Here is a 17,693-nt window from a genome sequence, read left to right as displayed (position 1 = left end):
CTTAAATTAAATATATACTGTAATTTCTACTGTTGTTCCCTTTCCAACTTCTGATGTTATTTTTAAATCATCACTATATTTTTTCATATTAGGTAGGCCCATACCTGCACCAAATCCTAACTCTCTTACTTCTTCAGAAGCAGTTGAGTATCCTTCCTGCATTGCCAAATCTATATCAGGAATTCCCGGTCCTGTATCTTTCAAAACTATATACACCTTTTTAGGAGTAATTTCGACTTCTATTTTTCCTCCATTTGCATGAATTACCATATTTATTTCTGCTTCATACATAGCAATTGCAATTCTTCTTATTATTTCTGATGATACTCCTAATTGCTTTAATATTTTTTTTACTTGACTTGAAGCTTCTCCAGCTAAAATAAATTCATCTCCATCTACTTCAAAATTAAGTTTCATGTCCTCCCTCCTGTTTAGATTCTTGTCCTGTTAACCCCTTGCTATATAAAAGTCCACAAGAAATATATAATGGATACTTTGTAGTTAATATAATCATATCCTTTTCTTCTGCTAATTTTAAAATTTCTTCACTAGGTTTTTTTCCTCTCACAAAAACAATAGCTTTAATATCCATCATTTCAGCTGTTCTTATTACTTGTGGATTTACTAACCCCGTAAGTAATAAAACTTTATCCTTTACAAAAGCTAATACATCACTCATTAAATCTGAACCACAAGCTAAATATACTTCCCTATCTAAATTATGTTCTCCTACTAAAACTTCTGCATCTAAAATTTCTTTTACCTCACTTAATTTCACGCACAACTCTCCCTTTATTTTATAAATAAATTACCAATATATTTTTTTAATTTTATAATTTTCAAATATTTTATTATAAAAATATTATAACAGAAAAATTAATTTTTTTTATTTGAAAAATAAATTTCTCCTGGAAGTATAATTTTAAATAAATTTTTATTAGGGAGATTAATTACTTTTACTTTTCCAATGTTTTTAAAAGGTTTTTTAATTCTTTGCATTCCTAACCCATATTTAAGGAAACGTCCTTTTTTATCCATCAAAAGTAAACGTTGATAAAGCCATGGATTTCTTCTATGTAATTCTTGTCTCTTCGTTATTTTTTTAAAACTTCCTCCTACACTAATAGAACCAGGATTTGATATTTCTACTTTTTCATCTTTAATACTTATCACTATTTCTCTACTCATATCCCAATAATCCCTATGCACTACTGCATTAGCAATGGCATCATAAATAGATACTACTGGATAAGAAGTATTTTTAAAAAAATCAGATATTAAATTTTCACACTTATCTAACATTTCTAAAATATTACCTTTAATATTATAAATTTTGTTTTTATAATCAATCTTTATTCCTATATGGGGTAAATAATTCTGAGGACATTTCCCAAATAAAAGAAGTCCTCCCATAGTTGGATGATATATAGATTTTTCAGTTTCTTTTCCTATTATTCCCAATCCCTCTAATAAAATTTCTTTCTTTTCTTTAAGAATAATTCCTGTACCTAAAATATGCTCTTTTAATAAATTTTCATCCAATTCTGTTATTTGAACTTTTCTACATATTACTTGTTCATAGCTTATAAGTCCATTTTCTTGAAGCATATTTGCTATTTCGTGTCTTCTAGCTACATCTGTTGTAGAACCCCTTCTAATATAAAAAGTTCCTGTCTGTCTAATTTGATGAGGTCTTTGCTCACTTTTAAATATAGTAACTACTGCTATATTTTTTTGTTTGTAATTTATAATATCTACCCGAATAGGAACAGGAGGATCACATCTATTACATATAATTTGTTGAATTTTTTCTTCATTAAAAGGCTTTAATTCTACTCCAATGATTTCTTTAGTTTTATCTTTTACTCCAAAAATAATATACCCTCTTCCTCCATTAGTATTAGCAATAGCACAAACATCTTTTACAAATTCTTTCTTATCTGTCTCTGTATTTAACTTAAGCTTTTCTTTAAAATCTAGTTTAAACCCTTCTGGTTTACGAAGTAAGCTTTCTAGTTTATGTATATCCAAATTTTCGCCCCCTCAATCTCATTTTCATATAAATAGTATTATTTTATTATTCATCATAAATTTAAATAACAAAATATTTTTAGTTTTTATTTTTTATAAAAATTTCTAATTATTATTATAATCTATTTAAGTTTATATATATAGTATCCTTCTGTATTTTTAATTTTTTTAAAATTGTTATCAAGATATCTCTTATACTCTCCATTATCATTATATATCCATCCTTTCATGGGGACAAAATATTTTGCTCCATTATTTATATAATATTCTATTTCTTTTTCTAGATCTTTTGGTATATAATCATAATACTTTATATTAGCTCTCCATCCTTTTCTTTCACTAGCATTAATAAGAGCCGGGTCTTGAGTTCCTACAACAATTAAATCTTCTTTTTTCGTATATTTTTTAACCATATCAGCTTGTTTTATTAAATCTACTTTTTCAATATAATAAGGAATTAACCCTTTATAAGTTGTAATTCCAATCCACATTATAATTAAACTAATCCATACTCCTCCATATTTATGTTTCCATATCATAGATAAAGGTTTAGAGGCTATAATAGCAATCAATGGACTAATAAAAATTAAATAATAATAAAGTCTAATAACTGCAACAATTAAGATAAATTCCAAAATCATAGCTAATAACCAAATTCCTATATCAAATTCCCTTTCCCAATTAATCATAAATATTCCTATTAAAAATAATAATAAAATCTGTAAAGTATATCCCTGAATCATTTTACTTTTAAAAAATTCTAAAGCTTCTTTAGTTAAAAAATCTGTAAACATTCTTAAAAAGATATGCTTACTAGCAATATTACTTACAAATTTAAATTCTGCAATATTTTTTGCCCAAGTAAAATATAACAAAGGAAATCCTAGAGATATTATTCCAAAATAATAGATTTCTTTAATTTTAAATATATCTGTTTTATATTTTTTTAATGCTATTACTATCATAGGTATTCCAACAAATATTATAGGTATTTTTTGAGAAATTGCTAAAGCAGTAAATATAGAAGAAATATATAAATACTTTATCTTAGAAGTATTAGTCCATTTAATGAAATAATAAAACGCTCCTAAATAAAAAAATAATGCCCCAGATTCAGGCATAATTGCTCTAGAAAAAAATATGTTAATAGGAAAAATTCCATAAAAAATGAGAGTTATCATAGTTTTTTCTATGGAATAATATGTTTTTGAAATTAAATATAAAAAAAAGCAAGACCCCATGAAAAAACTAATTGGTACTAATCTAGCAATCCAATATTTATACCCAAATATTTTATATAATATTGCAATAATATAAGTAGTTATTTGAAATTCTAGTTGAACATAATTGGGCATAGGTCCATCATAATTAAGTTGAGGATAAAAAATATTAAATTTATATTCTACAAAATTACGAGCAATTGATTCCGTATCTGATTGTCTCCATCTTTCGCCAGTTTCATAAGGTGAATTATTAATATAAGGTATCCTAAGACCTAAAATAAATATGAATATAATAGTAATAATTATCTTTTCTTTTATTTTAAACATAAATAATACAAACCCCCAAAACAATAAGTCCTATACCTATTATTTTTTTTAAACTTAATTCCTCATTAAATAAAAAATAAGACATAATAATTATTATCACATAATTTAAACTTACCATAGGATAGCTATAACTTAATTCGTTTTTTGTTAGTACTTTAATCCATAAAATAAAACTTATAGAAAAAAATATTATCCCTAGTATAATTTCTGGAACCGTAATAATTCTTATAATATCTTTATATATAGTATTAAAATTAAAAGGCAATTCTCCTAATTTATTTGCTCCAACTTTTAATATTATTTGTCCTATTGCTCCTGAAATAACTGAAAATAATATAATTCCTAGATTTTTCATAACTTCACCTTTTATCTATTTTTTAAAACAGGCTTTTTCACTCTTTTTAACAATCCTAAATATCCTAAAATTGTTTTTCCTATATCCATCTTGCTTTTCCCTTCTTTTAAGTTATACTCTAACATAAGAGGATATTCCCCTGCTTTAACTCCTATCTTACTAAAACGAGCTAATATTTCTGCCATACAATCAAATCCATTAGTAGTGATTAAATTATCTTGATATAAATCTATAGACTTACGAATATATCCTATACGATATACTCTAAATCCTGAGGAATAATCATTTATATTTTTTATACCAAAAAATATTTTAAAAAAATATTTTGCCCCTCTACTATAAAGTTTTCTTATAATGGGAACCCCTATTTCTTTCCCTCCTTTTGTAAAACGTGAAGCTATAATAAGGTCTAAATTTTCATTTTCCATTCTTTTAATCATTTTTATTATATGAGATGGGTTATGGGTATTATCGCTATCCATAGTAACAAGAAAATCACTATCTTTATAATTTTTAATAACCGTATAAAATAATGTTTTTATAGCAGCTCCTAATCCTTTATTTTTATTATGATTAATAACTTTAATATAACTATATTTTGATTGATACTCTTCTAAAATTTTTCTAGTGTTATCTGTACTTCCATCATTTATTATTATTATCTCTAAAGGATAAGTAATAGTCCTTTTGACATTTTTAATTTTTTCTAATAATTGTGGAAGAGCTTTTTCTTCATTATAAGCCGGCAACCCTATAATTATTTTAGAATTCATTTTATCCCTTCTTTAAATTAATATTTTAATTATATTATGTTCATTTAATTTTATTTTTATGAAAAAGTGAAAACTTTTAACTAAAGAATAAAGTTAATTTATTTCATAAAAAAAAAGCCATAAATTTTTAGCAAAACACTAAAAATTTATGGCTTTTTTATCTTAAATTATTTATTAGGTACAGTTTCCCAATCTTTTAAAAATCTTTCTATTCCATTATTTGTCAAAGGATGTTTTGTCATTTGAATAATAACATTGTAAGGAATAGTTGCAATATTAGCTCCTAGTTTAGCTGCTTGAATAACATGAATAGGATTTCTAATACTAGCTGCTATAATTTCTGTTTTTATATTGTGTACATTAAATATTTGAACAATTTCTTTAATCAAATTCATTCCTTCATTTCCAATATCATCAAGTCTTCCTAAGAAAGGGCTTACATATGTTGCTCCTGCTTTTGCAGCAAGTAAAGCTTGAGCTGATGAAAAAATAAGGGTAACATTCGTTTTAATATTTTCTGCATTAAGTATTTTTACAGCTTTTAATCCTTCTATAGTCATAGGAATTTTTATAACTATATTTTTATGAATTCTAGCTAATTCTCTTGCTTCTTTGATCATTCCTTCTGCCTCAAGACTAATAACTTCTGCACTAATAGAACCATCTACTATACTTGTAATTTCTTTTACAACTTCTACAAAATCTCGTCCTTCTTTAGCAATTAAAGAAGGATTTGTGGTAACTCCACATATTATACCCATATCATTTGCTTTGCGAATTTCTTCCACGTTAGCAGTATCAATAAATAATTTCATATATACACTCCTTTAATGTCCATCTAATACTAGCATCTACGACCTTTATCTAGTTATAGATATATAAAACTTTATTTTATTTATTTAAATTTTTTAATGTTTGTTTTATCTGTTCTAGACATAATCTAGGACTTGATAATACAGGGCAATTACATATTTTAGAAATATCATTCTCTAAATGAGCCATAGATGCCTGTGCTAAAATTATACAATCATATCCTTTTATATCTAAAGCCGCTTCTTTTAACAAGTTATCATGGGTTTTCATATCTAATGCTTTCATAGCTTTAAATGCAGCACTACAAACCTTTGTATCAACTGATATACTAACACTAGCTTTATTTGCTTCCATAAATAATTTATTTTTTGTAGGTTCTATGGTACTATTGGCTGTAGCCAAAACCATTAATTTTTCTCCATAAGTAATTGCTTTTTTAGTCATGGCATCATCAATCGCAATTATAGGAACACTAATAAACGGTCGTATCATTTCTATTATAGGAGTCAATGTTGAACAAGTTGTTACAATTATATCGGCTCCTGTTAATTCTGCATTTTTTACATCATTTAATAAACGATTATAATTAATAATACTAAATTCACCAATTTCATTAGGGTTATTTGCTAAAAAATCATCTAATAAATTATGCACTTTTATTTCTTCATCAATATATTCCCTTATTTTATCTTCAAAGGTATTTGCTACACTTTTTACAGTGTGAATTAATGCAATACTTTTCATAACTATCACACCTATCTCTATTTTTATACCAGTTCCCAAGCTAAATTTAATGTACGTTTTGCATTTGCAATTACTATTTCACTATCCTCATTACCAAAAGGTTTTACTTCAAAACTTACAATAGAACGTTTATTTTCACTAAGATATCCTATTTTTATTAACATTCTTAAATAATCTGCTAATTCTTCTACATCATTTTCACTGTTTGGAAAACCAAAACGAGGATGAGTATCTCCATATGCTGGATATTTAGAATCTTTAATTACCGTATTACCCATATGAGCATGTTTTATATAATCTTTTATGGGAAATAAACTTTCTTCTAAAGTTTCATGAAGCATTGGAATATGGCTTGAATCAACCATTAAACCAAAGTTATCATATTCAGCTGTCATAATTTCTGCCAATCTTTTTGCCATATACGTAGGGCCTATTAAAGATTTTTTATCAATATCATAATCAAAAATTTCTAATACAACAGGCATATCTCCTTTTGATTTAGCATATTCACATAATTCTTTGCTTGATTTTATTAAAGCTTGAAAAGCTTCTTCTTTCCTATCTTCTTCATATTTTCCTGCAAGATATGAAAATCCTACTGCATTTAACTCATATGCTTCATCTATACCTTCTTTTAATGATTGTACAGCTGCTTTTCTTTTTTCTTCATCTAAATCATTAATATTCATTCCTGTTGTTAGTAATCTTGGCTGTCCACCATAAGCAACTTCCATATGTCCACATTTAATCATATCAGCTGCCGCTTTTCTAACCATTGGATCTTTTATTTGAGTTACTTCTACAACTTCAAAATAATCATCTTTTACTATTTTTTCTAGATTTTCTAGTATAGGTCCTTCTCCTTTAGCAAGTCCATCAAATGCCATATGAAGAATAATTCCTACTTTCATGTATTTTCTCATAGAAACATTCATGTTTTTATCCTTCTTTCTCTTGCTTTCTATCTTTTAGTATGTTGTGCCATTCTTGAAGCCATCTTTACAGCATTTTCAAAAGCAGATGTCTTTACTATTCCTTTTCCTGCTATATCATAAGCAGTACCATGAGCACAAGTAACAATAGGAGCTGGAAGCCCTCCTGCAATAGTAATTCCTTGTTCAAATCCTTTAAGTTTTAAGGCTATTTGTCCTTGGTCGTGATACATAGTTACTACTCCATCAAAATCACCATTAAACGCTTTTATAAATAGAATATCGGAAGGAAATGGGCCCTGTGCATCTATTCCCATTTCATTAGCTTTTTTAATGGCTGGAGCAATAATATCTATTTCTTCTCTACCACATTTACCATTTTCTCCACAATGAGGATTAAGGGCTGCTATTCCAAGTTTTGGTTTTTCAATCCCCGCATTTTTTAATGTAGTATTTGCTAATCGAATAGCTCTCATAATAGCTTCAACAGATAAATTAGCACTTACCTGACTAATTGGAATATGACTTGTTGTTCTTGTTGTCCATAGATTTTCAACTACATTTATTTCTCCAAAAGGTTCTGTATGATTGAATAAATGTGCCATGTAATGATGTTCACTCTCAAATTTACATCCTGCTGAAATCATTGCAGATTTATTTAAAGGCGCAAAACAAAATCCATCTATTTTTTCTTCTTTATATAACTCAATTGCAAGCCTTAATAAATCAACACAAGCTTTGCCACTTTCTACACTTAATTGTCCATATACAATATTATTAGGATCTAAGTTTTTCTGGTCAAGAACTGGAATTCCTTTTTCCCATTTTGCATCTTCTACATCCTCTATAATTTCCATAGGAACATTTACCTTTGCTGCCTTTGCTCCCATTTGTAAAATTCTTGCATCCCCTAAGACAATTGGTCTGCAATATTCATAGTAAAAATTATTTGCTGCTAATTTTGCTACAATTTCAGGACCTACTCCTGCTGCATCTCCTATGATTATTCCTAAAATAGGTTTATTATTCATTATTTACCTCCTAAATTTAAATATATTAAATTAATAATTTTTAAAAGAAGTGCTATTATTTAAATTGTTTTTAATAGCACTTCTTGAAAAACTAACTATAAACTAATAGTTAAAATATATGATACTAAATAAATTATTCAATTCCATTAGCTTCCATAAATTCTTTTTCATATTGTGTTACATATTCAGTTGCTTCTACTGTATCTTTATAATCAGGAATTAATTTATTTTTCTCTATATAATCATTTTTCCATTGTTCTGTCTCTGCAACTTTTCCTAATGCTTCTGACCAAAAAGCTACTGCTTCATCACTCATAGCAGCAGGAGCTGCTACACCACGCCAAACAGGAATTTCAACATTTTCATAATCTCCTATTTCACTTAATGTTGGAGCATCTGCTAAATTCCCAGTATATCTTTCATTAGCAAGTGCTAATACAGGAATTAAAAGGCCTGCTTCTACATATTCTGATGCTGCTGCTGGCTTAGAAATTACAAATTCAACATGTCCTCCTAATGCCGCTGTAATTGCATCCCCAGTTGAATCATATGTAATATATTTCATATTATCTTGAGAAACACCAATTTCTTCAATCATTGCTTCATAAGTAGCAATATCATCTCCTTTTGAACCGCCAATTACAACACTTTCTCCATTTTTTGCTGCTTCAATTGCTTCTTTAAAATCATTATATTTTGTATGTTCACTTTTAAAAATCAATTGTTTATCTACTGCCATAATAGCTAAAATTCTAAAATTGCTTGAACGATTTTGAGTATTTTGAACCATTGGCATCAAATCTCCACTATTAAAAGTTAATAAAGTATTATTAGCCTTTTCTCCTGTTAAATGAGCTACTTCATTACGGCCAATTTCACCGCCACCATCTGTCTTATTTGTAACTACAATTGTTCCTTCAACTATATTTTCTGTAGTCATGATATCAGAAATCATTCTTGTAAATATGTCACTACCTCCTCCAGGACTACTTGTTACTATCCAGCTAATAGTTGAAGATGGTTCATATGTTTTAGAAGTTTCCTTGTTTTGACATCCTATTAAAGATGTTGAACAAATGCTTAACACTGCTAATAAGATAATTAACTTTTTCTTAATATTCATTTTAAGACCCCCTATAATTTTTTTATATTTATATAATTTAATTAAATAAATTATATACATAAGTTTAAGCTGTTTTTTGTTTTTTTACTTTTCCTAATATACCTCTTATAATAGGTACGGTAATTAATGAAATAAAAATTATCATCAATACAAGAGTAATTGGTCTTGTAAAAAAGATACTTAAGCTTCCTTCTGAAATAATAAATGCTTTTCTCATATTTGTTTCTAATAATGGTGCTAATACAAAAGATAATAACATTGGTGCTACAGGATAATCATTTTTTTGTAGAAAGTATCCTAATATTCCTGATGCTAACATGATAAATACACCATACATAGAATAAGTAGTACTATAAGAACCTACCACACAAACAACTGTAATAATTGGTATCATGTATTTTGTAGGAACTGATAATATTTTAGTTAAAAATGGAATAACCATAATAGCCACAATAAGTGTTAAAATATTAGATAAAAATAGAGAAGAAATTAATCCCCATGCAAAATCAGGTTCATTCTTAAATAATAAAGGTCCAGGATTAAGTCCCCACATCATTAATCCACCAAGAAGTACTGCTCCTGTCCCTGAACCAGGTATACCAAGTGCTAAAAGTGGTGCAAAAGCTCCTGCTGCCGCTGCGTTATTAGCTGCTTCACAGGCTGCTATACCCTCTACTGCTCCTGTCCCTAGCTCATCTTCATTTTTAAATTTTTTCTGAATTGCATATCCCATAAATGAACCAGTAGTAGCTCCAGCTCCAGGAAGTACTCCTACAAATGTTCCTAAAAATCCAGAACGTAAAGCAGGAGGGACTAATCTTTTAAAATCTCTTTTAGTTAACATACTTCCACGAATAGACAACTTTGTATCCATTTTTTTAGTAGTTTTATTTCTTTCATTAATTAAACTTATTACTTGAGAGAATCCAACTGTACCAATTACAAAAGGAGTAAAAGGAATTCCTCCTAATAAGTACATGTTTCCAAAATCATATCTAGGTGATCCTGATAAAGTATCCATCCCTATACTTGCCATCAAAATACCTACCATAGTAATTAATATACCTTTTATTGGATTTTCTCCAACTAACCAACTTATAGAAGTCATAGCGATTAATAATATAGCCGTCATTTCAGATGGCCCGAACTTTAATCCAAGATTTGCAAGTCCTGGTCCTGCAAAAGTAAGTATAATCATACCAATTGTACCACCAATAAAAGAACTCATATTTGCAGTAAGTAAAGCTTGTCCAGGTCTTTTTCTCTTTTTGGCCATAGGATATCCATCTAAAGCAGTCATAACTGCTGGAGAATCTCCAGGGATATTAAGCAATATCGCACTGTAACTTCCTCCATACATATTGGAATAATAAAGAGCTCCTAACATAATAATTGCCGTCGTTGGATTAAATTTATAAGTCAAAGGAAGTAATAATGCAACTCCTGCTAAACTTCCTACTCCTGGCATTGCTCCAACTCCAAGTCCTAATATAGCACCTACAAGTGCTGCTCCTATATTTTGAGGTGTTAAAACAATTGCAAAACCTTTTAATAATAATTCTAAATTTCCCACTCTTTGCACCTTCTCTCTATAATATATTTTCTAGTATTCCCTTTGGGAATTGGATGCCTAACCACGTTCCAAAAACTCCTATTGTGATAAACAACGTTATAGCTAATATTATAAGAGTATTTTTCCAACTACTTTTTTCAAATAATTTAAGCCAAAGAATTATATATACTATAATAGTTGGAATTAATCCAATAATAAAAGTTGCAACAAAAATTCCTATTCCCGCACTAATTACTAGAAATTCAGGTGCTTTATATTCTACATTCCCATCTTCTTTAAAAGACTGAATAAATGCAATTATTCCTGAAAAAATCATAACAATTGCCATAATTGATGGAAAAAAACCGGGCATTGGTCCTTCTACTGTATCCCAAAAGCCAAGGTGTGTAAAACCTACAATTGCAAATACTAGACCTACTGCTATAAACAAAAGTGGTATTATTTTTTTTGTTGTAATTTTACTCATTATTACACCCCCCTAATATTCCCCGTTTCTTAAATTCAAAATCTATAATTATTTCTCTTTTATAGTTTTAATCAATTTAAATATTTGCTCAGTAGTTTGAATTATATTACTTCTAGCTATTTCTTTATCCATAGCTTCTTTTAATGAAACAACTTGAGTTAAAATAGAAAAATAAGCATCTATTCCTTCTTCATTACACTTTATAGCATCTTTTGTTACACTTCCTGCTAGAGCAATAACTTTACAATTATATTTTTTAGCAAGCTTAGCTACCCCTATAGGTGCCTTCCCCATGGATGTCTGATAATCTAATCTTCCTTCTCCTGTAATAACATAATCAGCATCTTTTAGATCATTTTCTAAATTAATGGCATCTAATATAAGAGATATTCCTGGTTCTAAAGTAGCATTTAAATAACTTATACAAGCAAATCCAAGTCCACCAGCTGCTCCTGCTCCAGGCTCTTTAGCATAATCATTTTTCATAAAAAGTTTAGTAACCTTTGCATAATTTTTCATGCCATTATCTAAAATTTCTTTCATCTCATTAGTAACCCCTTTTTGAGGGCCAAAAACGTACGTTGCTCCATTAGGGCCATATAACGGATTATTCACATCACATGCTATTTTAAATTTACACTCTCTAAGTTCTTTTAATACTTTATCTGTCTTAATAGATGTAATATGAGCAAGGCCTTCTCCATCATAAGATACCGCTTTACCTTTTGAATCTAAAAACTCAAATCCTAATGCTGCAAGCATTCCAATTCCACCATCATTAGTAGCACTTCCTCCAATGCCTAATATAAATTGACGGCATCCTTTTTTTATAGCGTCTTTTATCATTTCCCCGACACCATAACTTGTTGCTTTCATTGGATTTTTTTCTCTAGGATCTACTAAAGTAATACCTGAAGCAGCAGCCATCTCCATGATGGCTGTCTTGCTTTCTTTAAGATATCCATAGGTAGCCTTTACCGGTTTTCCTAAAGGTCCTGTTACATCTACAGATATATATTCTCCTCCAAAACCTTCTACAAAAGCTTCAGTAGTACCTTCTCCTCCATCAGCTAGAGGCTTAATAACTACTTCTGCATTTATAGCTCTTAAAATTCCTTCTTTAATAGCTTTTCCTGCTTCTATAGATGATAAACTTCCTTTTAGTGAATCAATTGCTATTACAACTTTCATAATTGTCACTTCCTAATGGGTCTCATTTGTATAAAAATTACTTATTAACTACATTAATTGGTGAACCATTAATAAAGGCTTTTAAATTCTCAACAGCAATATCCATTAATCTTTGTCTTGATTCTTTAGGAGCCCAAGCAATATGTGGGGTAATAATCATATTTTTTGCTTCTAATAAAGGATTATCCATTTTAATAGGTTCAACGGATACTACATCTACTGCTGCCCCACCAACTTTTCCACTATTTAAAGCATCCCTTAAATCTTCTTCCACAATCAATGGTCCTCTAGAAGTATTTATAATCATAACTCCATCTTTCATTTTTGAAATAGTATCTTTATTAATAATGCCTTTTGTATTAGGAAATAATGGACAATGTAGAGAAATTACATCAGAATTAGCAAACAACTCATCTAACTCTACATATTTGCATGTTTCTGATTCTAACTCAGGATTTTTATATGAGTCATATGCTAACACTTTCATTCCTAAAGCTTGTGCAATTCTTGCAGTAGCTTGTCCAATTCTTCCAAATCCTATAATTCCCATAGTTTTCCCTGCAAGTTCTACTAAAGGATATTTCCAAAAACACCAATCAGGATTATTACTCCACTCTCCCCTTTTTACACAATTTGAATGTTCTCCAATATGATGACATAATTCTAATAATAATGCTATAGCAAATTGGGCAACTGCATCTGTTCCATAAGTTGGAATATTAGATACAGGAATTCCTTTTTCTTTTGCAGCATTTACATCTACTACATTATATCCTGTAGCAAGTAATCCAATAAATTTAATGTTAGGACACGCCTCTAAAGTTTCTTTTGTTATTGGTGTTTTATTAGTATATACTATATCTGCATCTCCAATTCTTTCTACTATCTTGTCATTAGGAGTTCTATCATAAACAGTTAAATCTCCTAATTTTTCAAAACCTTCCCAAGATAAATCTCCAGGATTTTCAGTATATCCATCTAAAATAACTATTTTCATATTTATCTTCCTTTCTATAATTTAATTTTATATTTTATATTTTAAATTTAATCTTCTAAAAGTGCCCAAGCTCTATTAATAACTCTTTTGGTATTAGCTAATATAATATCTGGGTCCTCATCTTTCCATGGTTTTACTTCAAAAGAAAGTACATATGGATTTTCTGCATCAAAGAAACCTTCTTCTTTTAATACTTTAAAGAAATCTAACAATTCTTGTGTGTCATTTGCACTATTTGGAAAACCAAATCTTGGATGTTGATCTCCGTATGCTTCACAACCTTCTTTAACAACTGCATTTCCAATGTGAAAATGATTGATATATGGTCTTAAAGTTCTAATAACAAATTTAGAAGTTTCATAAGTTGTTGGGAAATGAGATAAATCTACCATAAGTCCAAAATTATTATGAGTAGTTCTCATATCAGCTGCAAATTTTGCTGCATAAGGTGCAGGGCCTATTAATGCCGCTTTATCCATATCAAAATCAAATACTTCTAAGTTAACAGTCATTCCTTTTTTTGCAGCATAATCACATACATTTCTTGTTGTCTTTAATAGTTGAGCATATGCTAAATCTTTTGTTTCTTCTTCCCATTTACCTGCTAAAAAAGCAATTCCTTTTGCTCCTAAATATTCTGCTTCATCAATTGCCTCAATTAAAGTAGCTTCTGCTGCCTTTCTTCCTTCTTCATCAATATCATTAGGATTCAATTTAGGACCAAGTAATCTAGGTTGTGCTCCATAACATACTTTTAAATGAGATTGTTCTAACATTTTTTTTGCTTTTTCTCTTGTTTCATCATCGCTAAATTTTGATATTTCTATTGCATCAAAAAAATCATCACACGCAATTGTTTTTATAGAGTCAAGCACATCATATGTTGGATGACTCATCCATTGAATTGTTCCTATTTGAAAATATTTATGTATTGAATCTTTCATAATATCATTCCTTTCAATTAATTAGTTTTTTTATTAATAACCATTTTTACTTTTTCTACTATTGCTTTTGGCCCATAGCCATATTTTTCTAACAACTGATTGTAATCTCCTGATTCTGCAAAATCTACAGCTCCAACAAATTCCATTGGAGTTGGGCAATATTTAGATAATACTTCTGATACAGCACTACCTAATCCTCCATGTATACTATGTTCTTCTACAGTTACAACTGCTCCTGTAAATTTTGCAGCATTTATAATTATTTCTTCATCAATAGGTTTTATAGTATGAATATTAATAACTGTTGCCTCAATTCCCACCTCCTTTAATAATTCTGCAGCTTCTAATGCATTATGCAAAATTGTTCCTGTCGCAATAATTGCAACATCTTTTCCAGTTCTTAATTGTACGCCTTTTCCAATTTTAAAATCATAATTTTCATCAAATATAATTGGAGCAGCAGCACGACTTAATCTTAAGTAAACTGGACCATCATATTCTGCAATCGCTTCAACTGCTTTTTCTGTTTCTATAGGGTCACTTACTGATATTACTGTCATATTTGGTATAGACCTTACAAAAGATATATCTGTAATTGCTTGATGACTTGCTCCATCATAAGAATCTGATAATCCTGCATATGTACCAGCAATTTTAACATTCAATTTATCATATGCAATTAAACTTTGCATAGGATCTGCTCCTCTTGTAGTCATAAAAACTGCAAATGTATTTATAAAAGGAATAAATCCTTCACAAGCAAAACCCGCAGACATTGATACCATATTAAATTCACTAATTCCTACATTAAAATAACGTTTAGGAAATTCTTTCCCAAATAAAATACTCTTAGTAGAATTTCCAACATCTGATTCTAAAACTACAACTTTTTCATTTTTCTTTCCTAAATTTAATAATGCTTTTCCATAGGCATCTCTAATTGCAATCTTTTCTACCATTAAACTACCCCCTCTAGTTCGGCTTTAGCCAATTTATACTCTTCTTCACCTATAGGCTTACCATGCCATGTATTTTTTCCTTCCATAAAGGATATTCCTTTTCCTTTTACAGTTTTTGCAATAATGATTGTAGGTTTATCTTTAGATTTTTTTGCTTGATTTATAGCATCTGAAATTGATTCAACATCATGACCATCACAATGTATAACATTCCACCCAAAAGCTTCAAATTTATTTCCAATATTCCCCATTGGCATAATTTCTTCTAATGTACCATCTAATTGCACTCCATTATTATCTAATATAGCAATAAGGTTATTGACTTTAAATTTTGAAGCTGCCATTGCTGCTTCCCAAATTCCTCCTTCTTGTATTTCTCCATCTCCTAATAAAACATAAATATTAGCAGTACTATTTTTTAATTTTTCTCCTAATGCCATACCAAGACCTGCACCAAGTCCTATACCTAAAGGTCCTGTAGAAAGCTCAATCCCTGGAGTTTTATGCGCACATGGATGACCTTGTAAATAACTATCTACTTGTCTTAAAGTTTTTAAATCTTCTTTAGGGAAATACCCTTTTTCAGCCATATTTAAATAAAGCATGGGACATCCATGACCCTTTGACATTATAAATCTATCTCTTCCTTCTTTATTAGGATTTTTAGGGTCAATATTCATTTCTTCAAAAAATAATGTTGTAATAATTTCAGTTGAAGATAAAGACCCTCCAGGATGACCTGTTTGAATACTATATAAAAGATCTATTAAATCATTTCTAAATTTAAAACATAAATTTTTAAGTTCTTCTTTCCTTTCTTTTGTCATAATACTTCCCCCTTTATTATTTATTTTTTCCCATAAACTTTATCAAATATAGGTCTAAGATGATTAATTGCTCCCTTAGCTGCTGCTTCTTGATTAGGAATTTGGAAAATTTCTGTGCAAAAATTTCTATTATAACCGCATTCTTTGAATGTAGTTATGATTTTTTCAAAATCTAGGCCACAATGACCTGGATATCTTCTATTATTATCTGCTAAATGAACATGTATATTGTATTTACTATATTGTTTTATTGCCTCACAAATATCTTTCTCTTCTAAATTTAAATGAAACACATCCATCATAAGTTTAAAATATGGATTATCTACTGCTTCAATTATATTGACTGCTTCTTCTAAGGTATTAATAAAATTAGTTTGCATAATTGTTACAGTTTCTAAAGCAATTTCTACATTTTTCTTTCCACTGTATTCACTGATTTCTTTAAATGCATCAACTGCATATTTTTCTGTTTGCTCTTTAGAAAGTTCACTACAGTACTGACCCCTAATTCTACCAATATTAATATTTGCATTTAAGGCTGAAGCAAAATCTATTATTTCTTTTGTTCTTCTTATTGCTTCTTTTCTTACTTCTTCTTTTGGATTCGTATAACTTAATCCTAATTGTCCAAATATTTCTCCAGTACATACTAATACAATATCTAACTTATTTTTTTCTGCTTCTTTTCTTACAAAATCCCAATTTAGTTCTGATGGATTTAATGTCATTAACTCTACTCCATCATATCCAAAGGAAGCTAAATCATAAAAACTTTTTTCCAAAGGTCCTTGATAAGCTGTAACCGAATCTGCAATTGCTACATCTGGAGTTGCAACTTGATAACATAATTTCATATCTTCATCTCCTCATTTTAAAAATTATTATCAAGATATTTTTTCATTTTGTTTAAGTAAATCTCTCATAGCTTCTATATCTTCTCTTACTAAATCCATTGCTCTTTCTTCATCTCTATTAAAAATTGCTTCAATTAAATTTTTATGATCTCGTATTGATCTATTAATCTTTGTTTTTGTCCATTTCACATTGCAAGGCCTAGTGTACGCAAAAATATCTTCTATTTCACTTATGTATGTTACTAATTTTTGATTATTTGTAACTATAGCTATATATTTATGTATTTGACTATCTAATTGACTTGCTTTTGCATATTCTCCACTATTTAATTTTTCTGTATAGTCTTTATATAATTGTTTTAATTCATTCATTTGTTCATCAGTAATCAATTTACAACACTCTGTAACTGCAAGTGTTTCTAATGCAACTCTAACATCTAACATTTTATAAAGATCTTTTTTTGATATTTCTGCAGCAAAAATACCTTTTCTCGGCCTATTTTCCACAAATTCTTCTGCAATTAATCTAT

Annotated in this window: 20 protein-coding genes; all 20 read right to left on the bottom strand. The window is 29.0% G+C overall.

Features of this window, described 5'->3' with window-relative positions; genetic code table 11:
• Positions 1-6: 6 nt before the first annotated feature.
• The gene (locus OM90_RS01525; RefSeq protein ID WP_058485119.1) at positions 7-417 is read right to left on the bottom strand and encodes an ATP-binding protein; all 411 of its coding nucleotides are present in this window, start codon (positions 415-417) and stop codon (positions 7-9) included.
• A complete protein-coding gene (locus OM90_RS01520; protein WP_058485118.1) occupies positions 407-778 on the bottom strand; it encodes a DRTGG domain-containing protein in 372 nt (123 codons plus the stop codon). The genes OM90_RS01525 and OM90_RS01520 overlap by 11 nt, the downstream gene beginning before the upstream one ends.
• 98 nt (positions 779-876) lie before the next feature.
• Complete coding sequence (locus OM90_RS01515) at positions 877-2,031, bottom strand: RNA-binding domain-containing protein (RefSeq protein WP_058485117.1); 1,155 nt, start codon at positions 2,029-2,031, stop codon at positions 877-879.
• A 122-nt stretch (positions 2,032-2,153) separates the two neighbouring features.
• Positions 2,154-3,581 carry an ArnT family glycosyltransferase gene (locus OM90_RS01510; protein WP_058485116.1) on the bottom strand — a complete coding sequence of 476 codons (1,428 nt, stop codon included), beginning with the start codon at positions 3,579-3,581 and terminating at the stop codon, positions 2,154-2,156.
• Positions 3,574-3,936: an SMR family transporter gene (locus OM90_RS01505; RefSeq protein ID WP_058485115.1), complete on the bottom strand. Its 363-nt coding sequence runs from the start codon at positions 3,934-3,936 to the stop codon at positions 3,574-3,576. Before OM90_RS01505 ends, OM90_RS01510 begins: the two co-directional genes overlap by 8 nt.
• A gap of 11 nt (positions 3,937-3,947) precedes the next feature.
• Positions 3,948-4,709, bottom strand: a complete 762-nt coding sequence (locus OM90_RS01500; protein ID WP_058485114.1) for a glycosyltransferase family 2 protein — start codon at positions 4,707-4,709, stop codon at positions 3,948-3,950.
• 167 nt (positions 4,710-4,876) lie between these two features.
• Complete coding sequence (gene fsa, locus OM90_RS01495; RefSeq protein ID WP_058485113.1) at positions 4,877-5,524, bottom strand: fructose-6-phosphate aldolase; 648 nt, start codon at positions 5,522-5,524, stop codon at positions 4,877-4,879.
• A gap of 76 nt (positions 5,525-5,600) precedes the next feature.
• A complete protein-coding gene (locus tag OM90_RS01490; protein ID WP_058485112.1) occupies positions 5,601-6,266 on the bottom strand; it encodes an aspartate/glutamate racemase family protein in 666 nt (221 codons plus the stop codon).
• Positions 6,267-6,289: 23 nt separating this feature from the next.
• Positions 6,290-7,201, bottom strand: coding sequence for a TIM barrel protein (locus OM90_RS01485; RefSeq protein WP_058485111.1), 912 nt, complete (start codon positions 7,199-7,201; stop codon positions 6,290-6,292).
• Positions 7,202-7,227: 26 nt separating this feature from the next.
• Positions 7,228-8,229, bottom strand: coding sequence for a PdxA family dehydrogenase (locus OM90_RS01480; protein ID WP_058485110.1), 1,002 nt, complete (start codon positions 8,227-8,229; stop codon positions 7,228-7,230).
• A 133-nt stretch (positions 8,230-8,362) separates the two neighbouring features.
• Positions 8,363-9,352, bottom strand: a complete 990-nt coding sequence (locus OM90_RS01475) for a Bug family tripartite tricarboxylate transporter substrate binding protein (RefSeq protein ID WP_242860840.1) — start codon at positions 9,350-9,352, stop codon at positions 8,363-8,365.
• 64 nt (positions 9,353-9,416) lie between these two features.
• Positions 9,417-10,925: a tripartite tricarboxylate transporter permease gene (locus tag OM90_RS01470; RefSeq protein WP_058485109.1), complete on the bottom strand. Its 1,509-nt coding sequence runs from the start codon at positions 10,923-10,925 to the stop codon at positions 9,417-9,419.
• A gap of 16 nt (positions 10,926-10,941) precedes the next feature.
• Positions 10,942-11,391: a tripartite tricarboxylate transporter TctB family protein gene (locus OM90_RS01465; RefSeq protein WP_058485108.1), complete on the bottom strand. Its 450-nt coding sequence runs from the start codon at positions 11,389-11,391 to the stop codon at positions 10,942-10,944.
• A gap of 48 nt (positions 11,392-11,439) precedes the next feature.
• Complete coding sequence (locus OM90_RS01460; protein ID WP_058485107.1) at positions 11,440-12,582, bottom strand: glycerate kinase family protein; 1,143 nt, start codon at positions 12,580-12,582, stop codon at positions 11,440-11,442.
• Between the two features lie 37 nt (positions 12,583-12,619).
• Positions 12,620-13,579 (bottom strand): D-2-hydroxyacid dehydrogenase, encoded by a 960-nt coding sequence (locus OM90_RS01455; protein ID WP_058485106.1) that lies wholly within the window; start codon positions 13,577-13,579, stop codon positions 12,620-12,622.
• A gap of 47 nt (positions 13,580-13,626) precedes the next feature.
• Positions 13,627-14,523: a sugar phosphate isomerase/epimerase family protein gene (locus OM90_RS01450; RefSeq protein WP_058485105.1), complete on the bottom strand. Its 897-nt coding sequence runs from the start codon at positions 14,521-14,523 to the stop codon at positions 13,627-13,629.
• 17 nt (positions 14,524-14,540) lie between these two features.
• Positions 14,541-15,482: a transketolase family protein gene (locus OM90_RS01445; RefSeq protein ID WP_058485104.1), complete on the bottom strand. Its 942-nt coding sequence runs from the start codon at positions 15,480-15,482 to the stop codon at positions 14,541-14,543.
• On the bottom strand, positions 15,482-16,309 hold the full coding sequence (locus tag OM90_RS01440; RefSeq protein ID WP_058485103.1) for a transketolase: 828 nt from the start codon (positions 16,307-16,309) through the stop codon (positions 15,482-15,484). The genes OM90_RS01445 and OM90_RS01440 overlap by 1 nt, the downstream gene beginning before the upstream one ends.
• 20 nt (positions 16,310-16,329) lie before the next feature.
• A complete protein-coding gene (locus tag OM90_RS01435; RefSeq protein ID WP_058485102.1) occupies positions 16,330-17,163 on the bottom strand; it encodes a sugar phosphate isomerase/epimerase family protein in 834 nt (277 codons plus the stop codon).
• A gap of 30 nt (positions 17,164-17,193) precedes the next feature.
• Positions 17,194-17,693, bottom strand: a 500-nt coding sequence (locus OM90_RS01430) for a GntR family transcriptional regulator (RefSeq protein WP_084757927.1), incomplete at its 5' end; no start/stop codon positions are given.

The sequence above is a fragment of the Defluviitalea phaphyphila genome (assembly GCF_001466305.1).
Taxonomy (GTDB): domain Bacteria; phylum Bacillota; class Clostridia; order Lachnospirales; family Defluviitaleaceae; genus Defluviitalea_A; species Defluviitalea_A phaphyphila.
This window is presented reverse-complemented; position numbering and strand designations above follow the sequence as displayed.

Coding starts and splice junctions, on each gene's coding strand:
- OM90_RS01460 (WP_058485107.1), bottom strand. CDS start 12,582: ATGAAAGTTGTAATAGCAATTGATTCACTAAAAGGAAGTTTATCATCT.
- fsa (WP_058485113.1), bottom strand. CDS start 5,524: ATGAAATTATTTATTGATACTGCTAACGTGGAAGAAATTCGCAAAGCA.
- OM90_RS01490 (WP_058485112.1), bottom strand. CDS start 6,266: ATGAAAAGTATTGCATTAATTCACACTGTAAAAAGTGTAGCAAATACC.
- OM90_RS01475 (WP_242860840.1), bottom strand. CDS start 9,352: ATGAATATTAAGAAAAAGTTAATTATCTTATTAGCAGTGTTAAGCATT.
- OM90_RS01500 (WP_058485114.1), bottom strand. CDS start 4,709: ATGAATTCTAAAATAATTATAGGGTTGCCGGCTTATAATGAAGAAAAA.
- OM90_RS01435 (WP_058485102.1), bottom strand. CDS start 17,163: ATGAAATTATGTTATCAAGTTGCAACTCCAGATGTAGCAATTGCAGAT.
- OM90_RS01455 (WP_058485106.1), bottom strand. CDS start 13,579: ATGAAAATAGTTATTTTAGATGGATATACTGAAAATCCTGGAGATTTA.
- OM90_RS01450 (WP_058485105.1), bottom strand. CDS start 14,523: ATGAAAGATTCAATACATAAATATTTTCAAATAGGAACAATTCAATGG.
- OM90_RS01505 (WP_058485115.1), bottom strand. CDS start 3,936: ATGAAAAATCTAGGAATTATATTATTTTCAGTTATTTCAGGAGCAATA.
- OM90_RS01480 (WP_058485110.1), bottom strand. CDS start 8,229: ATGAATAATAAACCTATTTTAGGAATAATCATAGGAGATGCAGCAGGA.
- OM90_RS01510 (WP_058485116.1), bottom strand. CDS start 3,581: ATGTTTAAAATAAAAGAAAAGATAATTATTACTATTATATTCATATTT.
- OM90_RS01440 (WP_058485103.1), bottom strand. CDS start 16,309: ATGACAAAAGAAAGGAAAGAAGAACTTAAAAATTTATGTTTTAAATTT.
- OM90_RS01465 (WP_058485108.1), bottom strand. CDS start 11,391: ATGAGTAAAATTACAACAAAAAAAATAATACCACTTTTGTTTATAGCA.
- OM90_RS01485 (WP_058485111.1), bottom strand. CDS start 7,201: ATGAATGTTTCTATGAGAAAATACATGAAAGTAGGAATTATTCTTCAT.
- OM90_RS01525 (WP_058485119.1), bottom strand. CDS start 417: ATGAAACTTAATTTTGAAGTAGATGGAGATGAATTTATTTTAGCTGGA.
- OM90_RS01445 (WP_058485104.1), bottom strand. CDS start 15,482: ATGGTAGAAAAGATTGCAATTAGAGATGCCTATGGAAAAGCATTATTA.